17 protein-coding genes are annotated in these 19,558 nt (G+C 73.0%); 9 read left to right on the top strand and 8 right to left on the bottom strand.

The window, feature by feature from the left end; translation table 11 throughout:
- Positions 1–96: 96 nt before the first annotated feature.
- Together ACFVXG_RS31995 and ACFVXG_RS31990 are read right to left on the bottom strand one after the other, a co-directional pair.
- Positions 97–285, bottom strand: a complete 189-nt coding sequence (locus tag ACFVXG_RS31995) for a YegP family protein (RefSeq protein WP_387932482.1) — start codon at positions 283–285, stop codon at positions 97–99.
- Positions 286–443: 158 nt separating this feature from the next.
- Positions 444–2,153 (bottom strand): protein kinase, encoded by a 1,710-nt coding sequence (locus tag ACFVXG_RS31990; protein ID WP_387932480.1) that lies wholly within the window; start codon positions 2,151–2,153, stop codon positions 444–446.
- A 141-nt stretch (positions 2,154–2,294) separates the two neighbouring features.
- Between ACFVXG_RS31990 and ACFVXG_RS31985 the strand changes: the two genes are divergently transcribed.
- Entirely contained in the window at positions 2,295–3,089 is a 795-nt protein-coding gene (locus tag ACFVXG_RS31985) for an FHA domain-containing protein (protein WP_387932478.1), read from the top strand.
- Here ACFVXG_RS31985 and ACFVXG_RS31980 read toward each other — a convergent pair.
- From ACFVXG_RS31980 to ACFVXG_RS31970, 3 genes are all read right to left on the bottom strand, one after another.
- The gene (locus ACFVXG_RS31980) at positions 3,080–3,337 is read right to left on the bottom strand and encodes a hypothetical protein (RefSeq protein WP_387932476.1); all 258 of its coding nucleotides are present in this window, start codon (positions 3,335–3,337) and stop codon (positions 3,080–3,082) included. The genes ACFVXG_RS31985 and ACFVXG_RS31980 overlap by 10 nt on opposite strands.
- Positions 3,338–3,369: 32 nt before the next feature.
- Complete coding sequence (locus tag ACFVXG_RS31975) at positions 3,370–5,910, bottom strand: AAA family ATPase (RefSeq protein ID WP_387932474.1); 2,541 nt, start codon at positions 5,908–5,910, stop codon at positions 3,370–3,372.
- 157 nt (positions 5,911–6,067) lie between these two features.
- Complete coding sequence (locus tag ACFVXG_RS31970) at positions 6,068–6,802, bottom strand: Crp/Fnr family transcriptional regulator (RefSeq protein WP_387932472.1); 735 nt, start codon at positions 6,800–6,802, stop codon at positions 6,068–6,070.
- 173 nt (positions 6,803–6,975) lie between these two features.
- Between ACFVXG_RS31970 and ACFVXG_RS31965 the strand changes: the two genes are divergently transcribed.
- Genes ACFVXG_RS31965 through ACFVXG_RS31945 form a run of 5 tightly spaced genes read left to right on the top strand, consistent with a single transcriptional unit; the run spans position 6,976 to position 11,217 of the window.
- Positions 6,976–7,740 (top strand): hypothetical protein, encoded by a 765-nt coding sequence (locus ACFVXG_RS31965; RefSeq protein ID WP_387932471.1) that lies wholly within the window; start codon positions 6,976–6,978, stop codon positions 7,738–7,740.
- Between the two features lie 7 nt (positions 7,741–7,747).
- Positions 7,748–8,164 (top strand): hypothetical protein, encoded by a 417-nt coding sequence (locus ACFVXG_RS31960; RefSeq protein ID WP_387932469.1) that lies wholly within the window; start codon positions 7,748–7,750, stop codon positions 8,162–8,164.
- Positions 8,161–9,381, top strand: a complete 1,221-nt coding sequence (locus ACFVXG_RS31955; protein WP_387932467.1) for a protein phosphatase 2C domain-containing protein — start codon at positions 8,161–8,163, stop codon at positions 9,379–9,381. Before ACFVXG_RS31960 ends, ACFVXG_RS31955 begins: the two co-directional genes overlap by 4 nt.
- Complete coding sequence (locus ACFVXG_RS31950) at positions 9,378–10,550, top strand: hypothetical protein (protein ID WP_387932465.1); 1,173 nt, start codon at positions 9,378–9,380, stop codon at positions 10,548–10,550. The genes ACFVXG_RS31955 and ACFVXG_RS31950 overlap by 4 nt, the downstream gene beginning before the upstream one ends.
- 16 nt (positions 10,551–10,566) lie before the next feature.
- Positions 10,567–11,217: a VWA domain-containing protein gene (locus ACFVXG_RS31945; RefSeq protein ID WP_387932464.1), complete on the top strand. Its 651-nt coding sequence runs from the start codon at positions 10,567–10,569 to the stop codon at positions 11,215–11,217.
- A gap of 470 nt (positions 11,218–11,687) precedes the next feature.
- On the opposite strand, the gene ACFVXG_RS31940 is transcribed toward ACFVXG_RS31945, so the two are convergent.
- On the bottom strand, positions 11,688–13,148 hold the full coding sequence (locus tag ACFVXG_RS31940) for an amino acid permease (protein WP_387932583.1): 1,461 nt from the start codon (positions 13,146–13,148) through the stop codon (positions 11,688–11,690).
- A 401-nt stretch (positions 13,149–13,549) separates the two neighbouring features.
- Between ACFVXG_RS31940 and ACFVXG_RS31935 the strand changes: the two genes are divergently transcribed.
- Positions 13,550–13,774 (top strand): hypothetical protein, encoded by a 225-nt coding sequence (locus ACFVXG_RS31935; RefSeq protein WP_387932462.1) that lies wholly within the window; start codon positions 13,550–13,552, stop codon positions 13,772–13,774.
- Between the two features lie 77 nt (positions 13,775–13,851).
- Here ACFVXG_RS31935 and ACFVXG_RS31930 read toward each other — a convergent pair whose 3' ends face one another.
- On the bottom strand, positions 13,852–15,966 hold the full coding sequence (locus ACFVXG_RS31930) for an MMPL family transporter (protein ID WP_387932460.1): 2,115 nt from the start codon (positions 15,964–15,966) through the stop codon (positions 13,852–13,854).
- Positions 15,967–16,054: 88 nt separating this feature from the next.
- The gene (locus ACFVXG_RS31925) at positions 16,055–16,996 is read right to left on the bottom strand and encodes a deoxyribonuclease IV (protein WP_387932458.1); all 942 of its coding nucleotides are present in this window, start codon (positions 16,994–16,996) and stop codon (positions 16,055–16,057) included.
- 315 nt (positions 16,997–17,311) lie between these two features.
- Here ACFVXG_RS31925 and ACFVXG_RS31920 point away from each other — a divergent pair, with 315 nt between their 5' ends.
- Positions 17,312–18,403 (top strand): nitrous oxide reductase family maturation protein NosD, encoded by a 1,092-nt coding sequence (locus ACFVXG_RS31920; protein ID WP_387932456.1) that lies wholly within the window; start codon positions 17,312–17,314, stop codon positions 18,401–18,403.
- Between the two features lie 38 nt (positions 18,404–18,441).
- Entirely contained in the window at positions 18,442–19,476 is a 1,035-nt protein-coding gene (locus tag ACFVXG_RS31915; protein WP_387932455.1) for a methyltransferase, read from the top strand.
- Positions 19,477–19,558 lie beyond the last annotated feature (82 nt).

Here is a 19,558-nt window from a genome sequence, read left to right as displayed (position 1 = left end):
CACACGGCGTGCACCCGGCCAAAGGGATCTGTCGTACAAGCGAACGCGGGTCGGCGATTTGCACCGCCGACCCGCGTGTCGTCCCAGCTACCCGCCTCAGGCCGAGCCGGCCGCCTCCTTGAGCTCCGCGTACGGCGCGAGCTTGCGGATCGACTCGATGCTCCTCAGGCAGTCGTCCTTGCTCTCGTGCGGGTCGCCGGTCACCACGACGGACCCGTTGCTCGCCTTGAGCCGGAACCGGTGCATCCCGCTCTCGTCCCTGTACAGCTCGAACTTCCCAGCCATGCCCTCAACAGCCTCTCGCTCGATGGCCCCCTGGCACCGCAACCTAGGCCCCGCCCCGCCGACCCGCCCGCCGACCGGGGCGTTCGGGTCAGGCGGCTTCCGTCCACGGCTGCCCGTCGGTCGCAGTGCCCCGCTCTGCGCCGTGCGGCAGCCCCGTCTCACCGGCGGACCGGGGTGGTGCCGTTCATGCCGAAGCGGGCGGAGCACTGCTCGCCGGATGAGCTGTTCGCGTTCCGGACGCAGATCCACATCGTGTAGCCGATGTCCGGGACGAAGCTCGTCTTCGTGGCGCCCCAGGAGGCGCGGAAGGTGTAGGTGAAGCCGTCGCTGCGGGCGATCTCGGCGACGCAGCTCTGTCTCAGGGAGGTGTTGAGCACGCCCGCGAGTGAGCCGGAGCCGTTGTCGTCCAGCCAGGCGGAGCAGGCGGCGTCGTTGCCGAACCAACTGGTGTCCGCCTCGGAGCCCCTGACCTGTGCCGGGTCGTCGCTGCCGTTGATGCCGCTGATCGATGACGAGGAAGGGTTGGGGACGGCCGCCGAGGGTGTGGTGGTGGCCGTGCTCGGTGGGGCGGTCGGAGGCGGGGCAGCAGCGGTATCGGCAGTGGAGGAGGTCGAGGGCCGCAGGCTCGGGGAGGCTGTCCGCGTGGTGCCGGCCGGAGCGGTCGACGGTGGCGGCGGGGGAGTGGGTTCGGCGGTGGCGGGGGTCGAGGCGCTCGGGCTCGTGGAGGGCTCGTGCGTTGTCCCGGCCAGGGGTCCCACGGTGACCAGCGCGCCGCCGGACTCTTGCGCGTGGGGGTTCTGCGGGGAGACGGACGGGCTGAGGACGAACACCGCGACCGCGCCGAGGGCGGTCACCGCGGCGATCGGTAAGGCGATCGGTAACAGGAACAGGCGCTTGCGCGGGCGGCGGGGTGGTGCGAGGGGCGGGTTTCCGGTGCCGGGCCCCGGGTCCGTGCTCGCGTCCGGTGGCGGGACGGTCTCCAGCTTGCCGACCGGCGTCTCGGCGAAGGCACGTCGCGAGTCGATGCGCGACATGACCTCGGGCGGCCAGGACGGGGGAGGGACGAGCCGGTGCGTCCGGGCCGCCAGGGCGACCTCGTCGGCGGTGGGGCGCGCCCCGGGGGCGGTGGCGAGACAGGGCTCGAGGAGGGCGGCGAGGTCGGCGTCCACAGCGCGCAGCGGCTCCACGTCGGGGACGGCGCCGGGGGTGCGGCCCGAGGCGGCGTGGATGAGGAGCGCCGCGAGCGAGTAGACGTCCGCTGGCGCTGCCACGTCCCCGTCCCCGGCCCGCTGTTCCGGTGCCGAGAAGCCCTGTGTTCCGTAGCCGCCACCGCTTCTGGTGAGCCTCGCCTGGTCCGCGGCCCGGGCGATGCCGAAGTCGATCAGCTTCACGCCGTCGCGCACCAGCATGACGTTGGCGGGGTTGATGTCGCGGTGCGCGATCCCGGAGGCGTGGACGGCCCGCAGTTGCGCGGCTGTCTCGGCCAGCAGCAGCCACAGCGCCTCGGCGGGCAGCGGGCCGTGCAGCCGGACCGCCTCGTCCAGCGTGAGCCCGGGGACGTACTCGGTGGCGAACCACGGGCGTTCCGGAGTGGCGTCGCTCGCCAGCATCCGCGGTCCGACTCCGAACGGCACCCGGTAGAGGATGCCGACCTCCCGTTCGAAGCGCTCGCTGGAGACCAGCCGCGGCCGGACGAGCTTGACGGCGGCGTAGCCCCGGTCCGAGACCCCGAGGTAGACCTCTCCCATGCCGCCGGTGCCGAGCACGCCGACGATGCTGAAGCTGCCGATCTCCTGCGGATCGCCCGGACCGAGTGGTTCGGCGACCGTGCTGTCGATCGCAGCAGCTCGCCGGCTGATCGTGCTCACGGCGGGCAGGCTATCGATCAAATCCACGCAGGACAAACAGAGTTGGCGGTTCCGCAAGCTCGGCACCGCGCATGCCGGCAGGAGGACTGGTCCTCCCGGTGCGCTCATACACTGGCGCGAGCCGAGGCGGAGGTATGTGAGATGGCGTACGGAAACTTCCCACCCCGGATGCTGCCGCCGGGCAGTCCGTCCGACCGGGTGCCCCCGGCACCACCCGGGACGATCTTCGTACTCGGCCCGGAGGGTGGGTACGCCGTGCCGCCGCGCCGGTACACCCTGCTCTTCGGGCGCGACCGTGAGGACGTGCACGTACCGGTCGGTGTCGACGACCCGACCGTCAGCCGTCGACACGGCGTCTTCACCTGCGCCGGCACGGAGGGCGACTGGTGGCTGATCAACACCGGCAATCTGCCGATCGAGTTGCCCGACGGCGTGCTGATGCTCACCGGCCACAAGCGGATCATCGGGCCCGGGTACACCCCGCTGGTGATCAACTCGTCCAAGCGGCGGTCCCACCTGGTGGAGGTCCGCGTCGTGGACGGGGACGACCGGAACCCCCGTTCCACGAGCAGGGCCGAGACCGCGGCTCCCGAGACGGTCTACGTGCTCTCCCCGCAGGAGCGGCTGGTGCTCACCGCGCTCGCCCGGCGCTACCTGGAGGGCCTGGACGCCTTCCCGCTCCCGCTGGCCTGGGAGGACACCGCCAGGCTGGCCAACGCCTCGCCCCACACGACCAAGTACTGGACCCACAAGTCGGCCGCCAACACGGTCGAGGACGTGCGCGAGCGGCTGCGCCGGCGGGGCGTGCGCGGACTGACGCGCGACGAGGTGGGCGAGCCGGTCGGCTCGATGCTCAGCGTCAACCTGATCCGGGAGCTGCTGCGGACGGCGACGCTGAACGCCCAGGACTTGGAGTTGCTGGCCGATCAAAGCTGAGGCCTTTCTCCGTCCTCGGGCTCGGGGGCGGGGGCGGATTCGGCGTTGTAGTAGGTGACGTGCATGGTGCCCTGCTCCACAGCGAAGACGGCGGCCCGGTCCTCGGCCGAGTTCTGCTGGCGCGGTTGGGGCTGTGGCTGCTCGGGGTGAGGCGTGGTCGTGTTCGTCACGTGGTTGTCGTCGCCCACGATGAAGGTGCCGGAGACGTCTCCGACGTGGATGTTGCCGGGGGTGGATTCCGTAGGCATGGTCGGCCTTTCCTGGTCGATCTCGTGGCGGATCAGAAAGCCGTGCAGTGGAGCACCAGGCTCTGCCAGGCCGAGTTGAATGCCGAAGCCGAGCTGGCTGTGTCGTAGCTTTTACTGGTCTTGTTCCGGAACGAGCGGAACTGGCTCTCGTCCTGCTGGCGAGCGGTCAGAAGGCCCTTGAGGTCGGCTACCACGGATCTGTCCCGCGCTTGCGATATGGCTCCCCGCAACGTGGTCTCGCTCGCGCGCACGTCTTTGAGGATGATGTCGACGCGGGCGTTCATCGCGCTGTCGTCGGGAACGGCGGAGGTCCGTCCGGAGTTGTGCGCGTCCACGGCGTTGTTGTACGACTCGACGGCGCTGTGCACCATGGGCAGGTCGGCGTTGTACTGCTGGTTCTCTTGCCCCAATTCCGTTACCACCGTTGCGCACACGGGATCGACGGGGTCCGGCGTTACCAACGGGGGCGGGGCCGGCGGCTTCGGGGTGTAGACCGGCGGGACCGGAGGCCTGGGGGTGTAGATCGGTCGGGTCGGGATCGACGGGTAGGCGGCCTGGGCCGCCGGAGTCCGGTCCGACTGGTTCTTGGCGTAGACCACGGCACCCACGCCGATGACGGCTGTGAAGCCGACCACGCAGGCGACGGCGAGGGCTGCTCCGCCCTTGGCGGTCGCTGCACCGGCGGTGGCGACCGCCGCGTGGCCCGTGCTGGTCGTGGTGGCGGTGCCGGCGGCGTGCGTCGAGTGGGCGGCGGAGCTGTGCGCACCCGAGAGGTCGATCTTGTGCGGCAGGGCGTGCGAGGGGGAGTGCGCGCCGGCCGCGTGGCCGGTGGGTACGTGGCCGGTGGGTACGTGGCCAGTGGGTGGGGGCTGTTGGGCGGCCTGGGACAGGTCGATCACATGCGGTGGAGTCGGCGCGTGCACGGGCGCCGGAGCAGTGGGGGTGGGGATTGGGTGGGGGACCGTCGGCGGGCTGACCACCGGGTGGGTGACCGTCGGCGGGGTGACCGGGGTGTGTACCGGAGCAACCGGCGTCACAGGAGCAACCGGCGCAACGGGCGTAACCGGCGCAACCGGTACGACCGGCGCAAGAGGCGCGACCGGCGGCACGGCGGTGAGCGCCGTCGTCGCCGCATGATGGGCCACCGAGTGCGCCTGCAGGGCGGCGAGTTCCTTCCAGAGCACCCCCGCCTCCAGCGCCAGGGTCGTGGTCAGCGCCGCCCGGCCGATCGCCTTGCGGCGGGTGCGCGCCTCGCGCAGGAAGAACTCCTCGCCCGCGCGGTCTCCCACGCTCTTCGCGGCGGCCCAACCCGCTCCGAGGAGGCTGCCCCACGCGTCGAACTGCCGGGAGAGCGCCAGTTTCGGCGAGGCGGCCCGGGCCAACTCCACGCCGAGCTGCGCCTGTCCGCTCCGCTCCGCTCCCAGCACCGCGACGTCCAGGGCCTGGAAGTGGGCCGCGACCTGGTCCGGGGTGGTCTCCCGTGATTCGACCCACGCGGTGAGCGCCCGGCAGAGCCGATCGGGCGGGAACTGCGTCATCCGGCTCTTCAGTACGCACTCGGCGACGTCCGGGGGACACCCGTAGCCGGTTTCCGAGGCGATCAGCAGACCGTGCCGCACCAGGCCGCCGGCGAGCGCGTCGCTGTCCGTCCGACCGAGCAGGGCGTTGAGCTGCCGGGCCGCCAACTCGGCGCCGGACAGCGAGCCGAGCAGGTGCAGCAGGTCGCGCTCGGCCGGCTGGAGCCTGTTGAGCAGGGCGGGGAGCAGCGCGGGGAGGTCGGCGATGGTCGGCAGGCGCTTGCCGGTCGCGACCGACAGGGCGATGCGCCGCAGTCGGAGCGGATTGCCGTGCAGGGCGTCGCACAGCGCCGCCACGGTCTGAGCTTCCTCGGGCCGCAACTGGCGGGCCAGTACGGTCTGGACGAGCTGCACCCCGGCCGTGTCCGTCAGTCCGTCGAGCCGGATCGCGTGGACGCCGCCGACGGGCGACCGGTGCTGCGAGGTGAAGACGAAGGCGGACTGTCCGGCCAGGTCGAAGAGTCGGCGCAGGCCCTTCTCGTCGAGTCCCGCGTCGTCCAGGTAGATCCGCAGCCGCAGGGTTTTCAGGTGCTCCTTCAGCACTTCCAGCGACGGCTTGTAGTTCGGCGCGTCGAAGCTGATGTCGAAGATCGCCTGCGCGAGGTCGTCGGCCGTCCGTCCGCCGGCTTCGATGTAGGCCACGCCCTCGGGCCCGCGCGGCAGGGTGCGGGCGAGGTGGCGCAGCAGCGCACTCTTGCCGACCCCGGCGGTGCCCCAGATCTGCACCAACTGCCGTGCCCCGATGGCCTGTTGAAGGGCCTGGAGCTCCCGCTCCCGGCCGATCAGCGGATCGGCGCCGGAGCGCGGCAGGTGGGAGATCGGCTGACGCTTGACCGGATTCGGCGGCGGCCCCGCGTTCAGGGTGATGGCCGAACCGTGCCCGGCGGTGATGTTCAGGGTGGTCACGGTGTTCCGGTTGCCGACGATCATCGTTCCGGAGACATCGCCCGTCCGGATCCGCCCGGAACCGTCCGGAGCACCGTTGTTCTCTGGCATCTGTTCCCCCGATCCTCTCCAACGCCCGGTTCCCGGCACGGTCATGCGGGCGCCGGCCCGTCCACGGTCATGCGGGCGCCGACCCGCCCACGGCCACACCGGCGCCGACCCGTCCACGGTCATGCTGGCGCCGACCCGTCGTCGGAACCCGGCGCTTTTATCTGTTTGGTGAGATCGCCGGCGAACCGGCGGGTTCGGCCGCGGCGGCGATCCGGGCGAGGTGGTCCAGGTCGAGGATGGTGATGCTGCGGTAGCCCGTGACGACGGCGCCCGATTGCCGCAAGGCTCGTAGGGCCTTGTGGATCGACGACTCCGCGGCGCCGACCAGCGTGGCCATCTCCGGTTGTGACAGTGGGAGACGGGCTTCGTTGCAGCCGGGGCGCCGGTAGGTGACGGCGAGGTGGTGCAGGATCCTGGCCAGCCGCCCGAGCACGTCGCACCCGGTGAAGTCGACGATCCGCCCGGTCGCCGTGCGCAGCTTGGCCACCACGCTCGCGTTGAGTGCCAGCCCGATGGCGGGGTGCTGCTTCGTGCACGCCACCAGTTCGGAGGGCAGGATGTAGCGGGCCAGCACCCGGCCGCAGGCGGTCACGGTGCCGATGCGCGGCTGGCCGTCGATCCCGGCGAGCTCCCCGACGAGGTCCCCGGCCATCCGTACGGCCAGCAGCGCCTCCCGACCGTCCTGTGCGTGCGCGGTGACCTTCACCGTGCCGCCGACCAGGAGCAGTGCGAAGTCCGAGGTGTCGGCCTCGCGGATGGTGATCTGACCGGCCGGGTAGACCACGCCGTGGCCGAGCCCCAGCAGGACTCGGCGGTCGGCCTCGCCGACCCGGCCGAGCAGCCCGGTCGGCGGCCAGTGGGCCTCGGCCCCGCGCGTCCGTGTGTTGCCCATCGGTGACCCCTCTCCCGCGTCCGGCCGAAGCCGGACAAGCCGTATTAGTAGCCGGTCTACCCGAGGACCCCTCCCCTACGATCTCGTCAACCATCGTGTCGGCACCGGGAATTCGCTGCCGACGGCAGATCGGTCCCCGACCTGCCGGCCCCCGTCGTGATCGCGGAGGGAATGTGAATCCGAGGTACGAGTACCGAGCTCTGCTGGCGTGCGACATCGCGGGTTCCGCGGGCCGCGGTCAGCAGCGGCTGCAGGAGATCCGCGGTGCGCTGCGGTCCGCGCTGTCCGGCGCCCTCGGCGTCGCGGGGCTGGACCGGCGGGACTTCGCGTACGTGGACACCGGCGACGGCTTCCGGCTCGTCGCCCCGGCCGGGTTGGCCAAGGTCGGGCTGTTGGTCCCGCTGCTGCCGGAGCTGTGCGCGCGGATCCGCGAGCACAACCGGCACGCGGGCCCGGACACCGGGCTGCGGGTACGGGCCGCCGCGCACGCGGGGGAGGTCCGGCTCGATCCGGACGGCACCGTCTCCGGCACCCCGCTCGAGACGCTCGCCCGGCTGCTCGACTCGCCTCCGCTGCGGCACGCGGCGCTGGCCGGTCCGGACGGCACCCCGGTGGCCGCGATCCTTTCGCAGCACTACTACGAGGAGACGGTCGGGCACGGCTACGAGGGACTCGAAGCCGGCGCCTTCACCGCGGCCGAGGTCCGGGTCAAGGAGTACGCCGCCCGGGCCTGGCTCTGGTACCCGGGCAGCCCGGTCGGGCCGCACGGCGGTCCCGGCCCGGAACCCGGCTCCCGGGAGCGGCCGGTGGAGGCCGAGCCGTGGACCGTGGAGGCCGAGCCGCGGACCGTGGAGCAACTCGTCCGGGCCACGGGGAACGGCACGGTCTTCGCCGTCGGCCGAGGTGACCAGCACATCCGCTACAACGAACGGGACTGAAGCGCCGATGAACCAGGAACTCGCCGAACTGGCCGCGAGCGGAGCGACCGCTCTGGTGTCCGCGATGGGCACCGATCTGTGGAACGAGGCGAGGCGACTGATGGGCGGCGTCATCGCCCGGGCCCACGGCGGCCGCCGCAGGGAACTGTCCGTCGCGCTGGAGCGGGGGTCGACCGCCACGAGGGGAGCGGTCGACGCCGCGGCCTTGGACTTCTGGACCGAGGCCCTGTTCCAGTTGCTCGACCGGAACCCGGCTCTCGCCGAGGACGTCATGGCTCTGGTAGCGCTGCGGACCGCGCGACGGCCGGAGGTCGTCGTCCAGGTCAACTCCGCCACCGGCTCCGGTGAGGTGTTCGCGGTGCAGCACGGTGACCAGCACTTCGCCTCCGGGCCGAGGTCGCGTGATCGTGAGGATCGGCCGTGAGCGAGGGTGACGGCCGCCGGGACGGTGTGACGGACGGCTGGGTGCGGGCGGGGCTGCTCGCGGTGGTCGTCATCGGGGCCTTCGCCGAGGTCGGCGCGCCGCACCGGCACTACGGCTGGCTGGTGGACGCCTTCGCCCTCGCGGCGGTGGGTGCCATCGGCGCGGCGGTCGCGCTGGGGTCCGAGGCCGCCGCGCCGCCCGCCCGGCAGCGGGACCGGTCCGAGCGGGAGCCCCGGCCCGACGCGGCGGCACCGGTCTGCCGCTTCGTCGCGGCACCGGCGGCACCAGCGGCACCGGCGGTGCCGACGGCCCAGCCCGGCAGGCCCCGGCCGTTCCTGCGGGAGCGGCCGACCGATCTGAGCGTGCCCCGCTTCGGCGACGGCGCGCGGGCCCAGGGCTACCCCTGGCTGCTGCCGGAGCGCACGGTGCAGAACGGGATCGCCGCCGACGAGGCCACGGTCGGTGCCCTCACCATCCGCGCGGCCTCCGTCGTCGGGCCCGGCCACCGCTGCGGCCGGCCCGCCGAGCCGCGCCAGGACTCCTACCGGATCGGGCGGAGCCCGGACAGCCGGTACGCGATCGTGGCCGTGGCCGACGGCCTGTCCAGCGCGCCCTGGTCCGACGTCGGGGCCACCGCGGCCTCCAGCCAGGCCGTCACCCTGCTGCGCGAGCAGATCGGGGCCGTCGGCTTCGACCGGCTCGACGTCAAGGCGCTGTACGGGCGGCTCGCGGAATCGGTCGCCGCGCACGCGGTCGGGCGCGGCGTCGGCGCCTCGCAGCTGGCCACCGTGCTGATCACCGCGGTGATCGCCGAGCCGGACGCGAACGGCGTGGCGCGGGCGTGGGTCGGGTGGCTCGGTGACAGTTCGGCCTGGACGCTCGACCCGCGCGTCCCGCGGTGGCAGTTCTCCGTCGGCGAGGCCAAGGACCGCGCGGCCGCGGTGGTCTCGAACGAGGTCGCCGGCCGGTTGCCGGACACGCCGCAGCTGGCCGCGGACGGTTACGTCACCCTGGCGGCCGGTGCCGCCCTCGCGCTGGTCACGGACGGGATCGGCGACGCGTGGGCGGACCAGGCGGGCAACGTCAACGCCTACTTCGCGAACGCCTGGCGCGCGCCGGTCCCGGCCACCCGGTTCACGGCCGACGTCGGCTTCGACGCACCGCAGTGCCTCGACGACCGCACCGCCGTCGTGGTCTGGAACGGCAGCGGGACATGACCGACGCCGATCCCGCCGCGGGCGACGGCGCCCCGGCGGCGGACCCGCGCGGCTGGGCGTTGCCGAGGACCGTGGGCCTCGCCGATCTCGGGCCGCTCGCCGAGCCGATCTCCGAACACAACGGCCAGGCCGTCGCCGTGCGGCCGCTGGCGGGCCATCCGGGCTGGCTGGCCAAGCTCTACCGGCCCGGGCTGCACCAGGAGGACGGCCACCGGATCGACCTGCTGATCTCGGCTCCGGACGCGCTGCCGGAGGCGGAGCGGGCGAGCCTGTACGCCGGGACGTGCTGGCCCGCGGCCCGCATCCACGATCCCGGCAACCCGGTCGTCGGGTGCGTGATCCCGATGGCGCCCGAGCAGTACCGTTCCGAGCTGCGGCGCGGGAAGTTCAGCGAACGCCGGTTCCTGGAGATCGACTGGCTGGCGAAGTCCGACGAGTCGATCCGGGGCGTCGGCCTGCCGTGCCCCGGCTTCGAGGGCCGGCTGACGGCCTGCCGCCGGCTGACGGAACTCGCCGCGATCCTGGAGGGCCTGGGGCTGGTCTACTCGGACTGGTCGTTCTCCAACGCCTTCTGGAGCCCGTACCGGAGTTCCGTCTACCTGATCGACGTCGACGGCTGCCAGCCGAAGAAGATGCCCGACATCCACCAGCCGAACTGGGCCGACCCGCTCACGCCGCCGGGCTGCGACGCGGACCAGTACACCGACCGCTACCGGCTCGCCCTGCTCGTCGCCAAGTGCCTGACCGGCCGGCGCGACGCGAGCACCTTCCACCACGTCGCCGACTCCCCCTGGCCGAACCAGCCCGCCGTCACCGAGGTACTGCTGGACATGCTGCTCGCGACCGACCGGGAACGACGGCCCGCGGCCGCCCAGTTGAACCAGGCGCTCAACAACGGGCCCTACCTCAGGGCCGTGCCGCGTCCGACCCGTTCGCCGCTTCCTCAACTGCCCGTGAAACAACCGACAGTGATACCCCCTCAGCCCGTTCCGCGAACGATCCCGGAGCCCGTCGTCACCGTCTCCCGGATCAGCACGGTCGTGGAGCAGCAGAAGCAGAAGCAGAAGCAGCTGCAGAAGCCCGCGACCCGCTCGGCCGCCAAGTGGGCCTGGGTGCTCGCCTTCGTCGTGGCCCTGGTCCTCCTCATCCTCATCACCGCCAACCACTAGCCCAGAGGTGCACACGATGTCACTCTGCCTGCCCACCTACGTGGTGATCGACGCCTCCTCGTCGATGAAGCCGCACGAGGCGGTGCTCAACGCGACCCTCTCGCGTCTGCACTACAACCTGGCGACCAACCCGCGCGTCTCGGAGTTCGCCCGGGTCAGCGTGGTCGCCTTCTCCACCGACGTGCACGTGGTGATCCCGATGTCGGACCTGGAGCAGGTGCCGAGCCTGCCCGAAGTGATCTGCGGCGGGGGCACCGAGTACGGCAAGGCCTTCGACCAGCTGCGGCAGAGCATCGAACAGGACGTCAGCGACCTGCGGGCGCAGCAGTACAGCGTGCTGCGGCCGGCGATCTTCTTCCTGACCGACGGCGGTCCGACCGACGCGAGGTGGCGGGACTCCTTCCGCACGCTGGTGGACCGGAACTGGCCGCGCCACCCGCACGTGATCGCCTACGGCTTCGGCACCGCCAAGCGCGACGTGCTGAAGGAGGTGGCGACCAAGGCGCTGTTCATCGCCGACGGCTCGGACACCGAGTCGGCGCTGAGCGGGGCGATCACCGGCCTGCTCAACAGCCTGATCGCCTCCTCGCAGACCGGTCAGATGCAGATCGCCACCGAGGTCAAGGGCTTCGAGTACGTCCAGGTCGCCCAGGAATACGTGGACTGAACGTGGCCACCGACCTGCGTACCCCGGCCCCCCGGGCGCTGCGGGCCTCCGTCGGACTGTCCGTGCTGGCCGCGGTGCTGCTCGCCTGCGGCGGCGTGGTCGAGGTGACGGACAGCTTGTTCGGCTCCCCGGTGAACGGGGGCGGAGGCGGTTCGCACCCGGCGACGCCGGCGCCGGTGCACCCGACGACCCCTGACGTCTCCTCTCCCGCCGCGACGCCGTCGGCGAGTTGCTCGCCCTCGGCCTCATCCACCGAGCCGTCCGAGCCCACGACCACCGCCACCACACCGGCGTCGTCCCCGGAGCATTCTCCGACCAAGGTGCCGTCCGGGACGAGGACTTCCACCAGGAGGCCGGCGAACCGTGAAGGGGGGTGACGCACACCGCGGCCCAGGCCAGGACCTTGGTCCCGACCTGGGCCGCGGCTGGGCCCCGCCCCGCCGTCCCGCCCGCCGACCGGGGCGTCCGGGTCAGCCGGCTTCGGGGGCGGCGGCGGTGTCCGTCGGGCGGGGCCGGCGGCCGGCCAGCCAGACGTAGACGAGGATGCCGGCGAACAGGAACAGCACGCCCTGGTAGACGGCGGCGTAGCCGGCGCCGGCCAGGAGCCAGATGGAGAAGGCGAAGGCGCCGAGGCCGAGGACGGCGTCGCGGACGAGGTGGGCGTTGTTGACCTTGTCGGTGGCGCCGCGGACCAGCCAGTACAGCTGGGCGGCGGTGGACAGCAGGTAGGGCACGACCGCGGTGAAGGTGGTGATCAGGACCAGCACGTCGAACGCGCCCTTGGCGCCGCTGGCGAAGTTGGCGATGGTCAGCACCGAGGCGAGCGCGACGCTGACGAGCACGCCGAAGGTCGGCACGCCGCGCTTCTCCTTCCCGAAAGCGGCCGGGAACAGCCCGTCCTTGGCGGCCGCGTACGGCGCCTGGGCGGCCAGCAGGGTCCAGCCGTTGAGCGCGCCGGTCATCGAGATCAGCGCGGCGACGGCGATCACGGTGCCGCCCCAGGTGCCGCCGAACATGGCGTTCATGGCGTCCGAGAACGGCGCGGTGGAGTTGACCAGTTGCTGGTGCGCGACGGTGCCGAACACGGCGAGGGTGCCCAGCAGGTAGACCACCGCGGCGCCGCTGGTGCCGAGGACGCTGGCCCGGCCGACGTTGCGCTCCGGGTCGCGGACCTGGCTGGCGCTCATCGCGGCCGACTCGACGCCGACGTAGCTGAACATCAGGATCGCCGCGGCGGCCGTCATGCCGCCCATCCAGCCCTGGCCGCCGGCGTCGAAGGGCCCGATGTTCTTCGGGTCGACGAAGAACAGTCCGCCCACCGAGATCAGCAGCAGCGGGATGAACTTCAGGACGGTGGAGACGAGTTGGACGGCCCCGACGTACCGGGTGCCGGCCAGGTTGGCCAGCGCGGGCAGCCACTGGAGGACGAGTGCGGCGGTGATCTCCAGCGCGAGGTTGTGGTGGATCGGCAGCAGCACGTCCAGGTAGCCGACGGCGGCGACGGCGAGCGCGGCGTTGCTGACCACGGCGGTGATCCAGTACGACCAGGCGGACAGGAAGCCGGCGAAGTCGCCGAAGGCCTCGCGGGCGTAGAGGTACGGCCCGCCGGTGCGCGGGTTGCGGCGGGCCAGCTGCCCGAAGACCAGCGCCAGCGCGATCGAGCCCACGGTGATGACGACGAAGGCGAGCAGGCTGACCGTCCCGAAGGGCGCCACGGCGGCCGGGATCATGAAGATGCCGCCGCCGATGATGTTGCCCATCACCAGGGCGGTGGCGACGGGCAGCCCGAAGCGGCCGTTCTTCGCCGGAGCCGGAGCCGGAGCCGGAGCCGGAGCCGTAGCCGGAGCCGTAGCCGGAGCCGGAGCCGTAGCCGGGGTCTCCGGGCTGCTCGGTCGGGTCGCCTGCCGGGTTTCGGCGGGGCTGGTCTGCATGAGGGTGGTGCGCCTTTCGTGGTCCTGCTCGCGCTCGGTGGAGCGACCGTTCATGCTCGGACCAGGCGATTCCCTGTGACAAATCGCCCGGATTTGTTCGTCCGGCCGCCCCGATCACCGCAAGTCTTGCGGTCGTACGTCGCTCGGACGGGCACTCGTCCGGTGGGCTTCGTCCGGCCGTTCGACCCGGAATGCGGTCGTACGACCGGGTTCGCCCGGCCGGGGGAGATGTGTCACCCGAATGACTCAGCGCGGCTGCGGCGCGCGCGCCGCCTGCGGGTTCGTGTGCCAACCTTGGCCCGGCGCTCCCCGGTGGAGCGCCGCCCGGCCCATCGGACCGGCTCGAACTGGCCGTTCGGGGGCGCGGGTTGACGACCAGAGACGAACCAAGAGGACATCAGATGTCGCTTCGTGGGAACATCCGCAAGTTCGCCGTGATCACCGTCGTGACGGGTGCCGCCGCCCTCGCCGCGCCGGCCCCGGCGATGGCGGCGTGGCACGCGTCGGACTCGTCGTCCAGCGCGAGCCTGGAGTCGGGCTCGGCCGGTGTCGGCCTCTTCGGCCCGCACGCCAGCTGGCTGAACGCCCACTCGAGCAGCGAGGACGCCTGCATCGGCGACTGCTGATCCGGCGACCAGCCCGATCCACCCGTGAGCCCGGGGACCGCCACAGCGGTTCCCGGGCTCACGTCCGTCCGTGCGGCTCACACCTGTCCGGGATCACGCCCCTCCGGCCCCGCCGCCACCACCGCGTCGGACGACCGGCGCGACAGCCGCCCCGGCCACCACATGTGCCGGTCCAGGTCCATGGTCAGCGCGGTGACCAGCACCGAGCGCACCACCAGGGTGTCCAGCAGCACCCCGAGCGCCACCGCGAAGCCGATCTCGGCCAGTCCCACCACCGGCAGCGTCCCCAGGACGGCGAAGGTGCTGGCCAGGATCAGCCCGGCCGAGGTGATCACCCCGCCGGTCGCGGACAGCCCGATCAGCGCCCCCTGCCGGGTGCCGTGCCGGACGGACTCCTCCCGCACCCGGGTCATCAGGAAGATGTTGTAGTCGATCCCCAGCGCGACCAGGAAGACGAAGACGAACAGCGGGAAGGCGTTGTCCTCGCCCTGGAAGTGGAAGACGTGCGCGAAGAACAGCGAGCTGATCCCGAGCGCCGCCGCGTACGACAGCACCACGGTCGCGATCAGCACCAGCGGCGCGGCGACGGCCCGCAGCAGCACGGCCAGGATCAGCAGCACCACGCCGAGGACCAGCGGGATGATCGCCCGGTTGTCGTTCCCGGCGGCCCGCCCGGCGTCCAGGATGACGGCGGTGTTCCCGCCGACCTGGGCGTCGGCGCCCGGTACGGCGTGCACGGCGGCGCGCACCCGGTCGACGGTGGCCTTGGCGGCCTGGCTGTCCGGCGGGTCGGTGAGGGTGGCCTGGAACAGCGCCCGCCCGTCCCGCACCACCGGCGGCGAGGTGGCCGCCACCCCGGCGGTGGACTGCGCGGCGGCCCGTACGGCCGGGGCGCCGGCCGCGGCGGAGACCACGGTGAGCGGCGCGCCCGTCCCGCCGGGGAAGTGCTGCTCCAGCACCTGCTGGCCGACCACCGAGTCCGGCTTGCCGGTGAAGGACGCGGCCGTGCTCAGCCCGTTGGCGTTCAGCGAGACCAGCCCGACGCAGCAGGCCGCGAGCGCCAGCGCCGTCCCGACCCACACCTTGCGCGGCCGCCGCCCGATCCAGGCGCCGACGTGCGCCCAGCGGCCGGTCCGGGTCGGCTCCGGCGTGCCGTAGGCCGGCCGGACCGGCCAGAACACCCAGCGGCCGACGATCACCAGCAGCGCGGGCAGCAGGGTCAGCATCGCCGCCAGGGCGACCACGACGCCGATCGCCAGGACCGGGCCGAGGCCGCGGGTGGAGTTCATCTCGGCGATCAGCAGGCAGAGCATCGAGGCGACCACGGTGGCCGAGGAGGCCAGCACGGCGGGCCCGGCCCGGTGCAGGGCGTACGCCATCGCCTCGTGCCGGTCCTCGTGCCGGCGCAGCTCCTCCCGGTAGCGGGCGGTGAGCAGCAGGGCGTAGTCGGTGCCCGCGCCCAGCACCAGGACGATCAGGATGCCCGCGCTCTGCGCGTTGACGGTCAGCCCGGCGTGTTTGGCGAGCAGGTAGATGAAGGCCTGGGAGACGGTCAGCGCGCCGCCGGCGGAGAGCAGCGGCAGCAGCCACAGCACCGGGCTGCGGTAGGTGAGCAGCAGCAGGACGATCACCACGCTGATGGTGGCGGCGAGCAGCGAGCCGTCGATGCCCGCGAAGGCCTTTGCCTGGTCGGCGGCGATCCCGCCGGGGCCGGTGACGTGGGTGGTCATGCCGTGGCCGTTGGCGGCCGCGGTCTGCCGCAGGCTGTCCACGGCCGGCTTGAGGTCGTTCCAGCCGTTGCTGCCTACGTCGATCGGCACGATGGTCTGCATGGCCTGGCCGTCGGCGGACAGCACCGGGCCGATCACCGGCCCGACCACGTGCGGCACGGTGGCGAACCGGACGGCCTCGCGGGCGGCCTCGGCCCGGTCGTCGGGGGTGATGCCGTCGGTCCGCTGGTAGACGACGACGGCCTGGGCGGTGTCCACCGGCTGGAAGGCCCGCTGCTCGTTCAGCACCCGGGTGGATTCGGCGCTGCCCGGCAGCCAGCTGGACGCCTGGTTGTCCTCGGCGCCCATCAGCTTCCCGGCCAGCGGGCCCAGCGCGATCAGCAGCACCAGCCACAGGGCCAGTACCACCCACTTGCTGCGGTGCCCGCACGGCAGCGCGGCCAGTTTCCGAGTCGTGGACATGCATCCACCCCCAGGCGGCAGTGACTCGTTCCAGCCTGCCACCGCCCCGCCCGACCGGCAGCTCCGGAGGACGACGGCCGGACCACGGTCAGACCGGCACGGCCGCCCGCTCGCGCAGCTCCCGCAGCACCGCGATGTCCATCGCGTGCCCGGTGCCGTCCCCGCCGTGCTTGCGGTCCGGGGTCTCCACCAGCAGCGGCACCCCGGCCGTCTCCGGGTGCTCGAACAGCTCGCGGAAGGGCTCCGCGCCGATCATCCCGGCGCCGATGTTGGCGTGCCGGTCCTTGCGGGCGCCGACCACGTCCTCCGAGTCGTTGGCGTGGATCAGCCGCAGCCGGCCCGGACCGGCGGCCGCGGCCAGGGCGTCCAGCGCGGCCGTCACCCCGCCGGGGACGGCCAGGTCGTGCCCGGCGGCGAAGGCGTGGCAGGTGTCCAGGCAGACGCCGACCTTGGGGTGCCCGTCCAGCGCCTCCACGTACTCGGCCAGCTGCTCCAGCCGCGAGCAGAGCGAGCTGCCCTGGCCGGCGGTCGGCTCCAGCAGCAGCCACGGCGCGTCGTCGCCGAGCGCGTCCAGCTCGTCCAGCAGCGGGCGGACGTCGGCGCGCACCTGCGCCATCGCCTCGGCCCGGCGCGAACCGCCGCCGGGCGCGGTGCCGACCGCCGAGCCGGTGTGCAGCACCACGCCGAGCGCGCCGATCGCGTGGCCGCGGTGCAGCGAGTGCCGCAGCGAGTCGGCCGAGCGCTCCCGGGTGGCCGGGTTGTCCGAGCCGAAGTTGATCAGGTACGGCGCGTGCACCCAGGCCGGGATGCCCTGCTCGGCGCAGGCCGTACGGAACTCCTCGTCCTGCGCCGGGTTGCCCGCGGGGGTGGCCCAGCCGCGCGGGTTGGCCACGAACACCTGCACCGTCTCGGCGCCCACCCGGCTCGCGTACGCCAGGCCCGTACCGGCCAGGCCGCGGCCGGCCACCGGGACGTGGGCGCCGATCGGGTTGCGGCGGGCGGCGGGGGACGGTCCGGGCGTGGTGCTCATGCCCCCGAGCATGTCACGGGCCCGGACGGCTTCGGCGCGCGGGCCCGGCGCGCAGACGCGCCCGCGCGCCGTGCCCCGCCGGCTACGCACGCCACGCCGGGGCGTCCCACCAGCGGCCGACGCCCCGTCAGTCCGGCAGCCCAGCCCTGGTGGCGGCCCTCCGGGGGCGACCGTACCGTCGACTCGGCCGCACTCACCGACCGTCACCACCCGCACACACCGGGTCGGACCGTCCCACCGCCCCTCCCACAGCCGAGCACCGCGCCCACCGCGCCCACCGCCACACCGCGCACGCCGAAAGACAGGTCACCACTCATGCCCACGCGCCGGGTCCACCACCTCGCCGCGGCCACCGCCGCCGCCACCGCCCTGACCACCACCCTGACCACCGTCCTCGCCACCCTGGCCGCCGCACCCGCGGCCCACGCCGCCGACGGCACCCTCCACCTCGTCCACCCCGGCGAATCGATCCAGCGGGCCGTCGACGCCGCCGCCCCCGGCGACACGATCCAGGTCCTCGCCGGCACCTACCGCGGCAGCGTCCGCATCGCCACCCCCCGCCTCACCCTGCGCGGCTCCGGGCCGGCCACCGTGATCACCCCCGGCGACGGCACCGAGAACGCCTGCGCCACCGCCGGGCACGGCGTCTGCGTGGTCGGCACCGAGCAGGCCCCGCTGCCCGGGGTCACCGTCGACGCGCTCGCCGTCACCGGCTTCCGCAAGAACGGCATCGACGCCAGCGGCACCACCGGCCTGACCGTCCGCGCCACCTACGTCCACGACAACGCCCAGCAGGGCATCAGCCAGGAGATCTCCACCAAGGCCGCCATCGTGGGCAACCGCTCGGTCGACAACGGCCAGTCCGGCGTCTTCCTCGCCAACTACGCCTACCGCGAGGGCGGCGCGCCCGACACCGGGGGCACCGTCGTCGAGGGCAACGTGCTCACCGGGAACCGGGTCGGCGTCACCGTGCGCCGGCTGCGGGTGCTCACCGTCCAGGGCAACGAGATCAGCGGCAACTGCAGCGGCGTCTTCGTGGTCGGCGACGAGGGCGTGCCCCGCGCCGGGGACCTCGACGTCCGCAAGAACAAGGTGGTCGCCAACAACAAGTTCTGCCCGGCCAACCCGCGCCTCGGCGCCATCCAGGGCGCGGGCATCGTGCTCACCGGCACCGAGGACACCCGGGTCACCGACAACGAGGTCCGCGACAACGTCGGCGCCTCGGACTTCTCGGGCGGCATCGTCCTCTTCAAGAGCGTCGTCGGCATCCCCAACACCCGGGCGACCATCGCCGACAACCGCCTGAGCGGCAACGGCCCGGCCGACCTCGCCGACCGCGACACCGGCACCGACAACTCCTACGCCCGCAACACCTGCGCGGTCTCCCAGCCGTCCGGCCGTTGCTGACGCCCCCGTTGACGTCCCCGACCGACAAGGACCAGACCATGACCACCGCACCCGCCAGCCCCACCCCCCAGGCCGCGATGCGCCTGCGCGAACTCGTCTTCGGCGCCGCCTGCGCCGCCGCCGTCCGCGCCGCCGCCCGGCTCGGGGTCGCCGACGTGCTCGGCGACACCCCGGCCACCGTCACCGACCTCGCCGCGCGGCTCGACACCGAACCCCGCCAGCTGCGCCGCCTGCTGCGCGCCCTCACCTGCTACGGGATCTTCGCCGAGACCGGCGACGACCGCTTCGAGCACACCGAGATGTCCCGCCTGCTGCGCGAGGACGCCCCCAACTCCCTGCGCTACATCTCCCTCTGGTGCACCGAGCCGTGGACCTGGGAGGCCTGGCCGAAGCTGGACGAGGCGGTGCGCTCCGGGCGCAACGTCTTCCCCGAGCTGTTCGGCAAGGAGTTCTTCGACTACCTGCACAGCGAGGGCGGCGACTCGGCGAAGGTCTTCGACAAGGCGATGACCACCTCCAGCCGGCAGTCCGCCCAGGACTTCGCCGACTACCTGGACCTCACCGGCATCGACTCGGTGGCCGACATCGGCGGCGGCCAGGGCCACGTCCTCGCCAGCCTGCTGGACAAGCACCCGGCCCTCCACGGCACCCTGCTCGACCTGCCCAAGGTCGTCGCCGGCGCCGACCCCCGCCTGCACGACGGCGGCGCCTTCTCGGCCCGCGCCCGCCTCGTCCCCGGCGACTGCCGGGTGGAGATCCCGGTGCGCGCCGACCTCTACATCATCAAGAACATCCTGGAGTGGGACGACGAGAGCACCCGCCGCACCCTCGCCAATGTGGTCGCCGTGGCCCGTCCCGGCGCCCGGGTCGTGGTGGTCGAGAACCTGGTCGACAACAGCCCCTCGATGCGCTTCACCACCGCGATGGACCTGATGCTGATGCTCAACGTGGGCGGCGCCAAGCACTCCGAGGAGAGCATGGTCCACCTCATGGAGGAGGCCGGCCTCGACGTCGTCGCCGTCCGCCCCGTCAACCCCTACCTCCACGCCTTCGAGGCCACCGTCCGGGCCTGACCCGCCCGGCCAGGCCCCGCACACCGACGGCCGCTGCTCCCCGACTCCTCGGGGACCAGCGGCCGTCGTCGTGCTCAGGCCG

The sequence above is a fragment of the Kitasatospora sp. NPDC058162 genome (genome assembly GCF_042884005.1).
In the GTDB taxonomy this organism is placed as follows: Bacteria; Actinomycetota; Actinomycetes; order Streptomycetales; family Streptomycetaceae; genus Kitasatospora.
The sequence above is the reverse complement of the archived record's forward strand: the minus strand, read 5'-3'. Positions and strand labels throughout refer to the sequence as shown.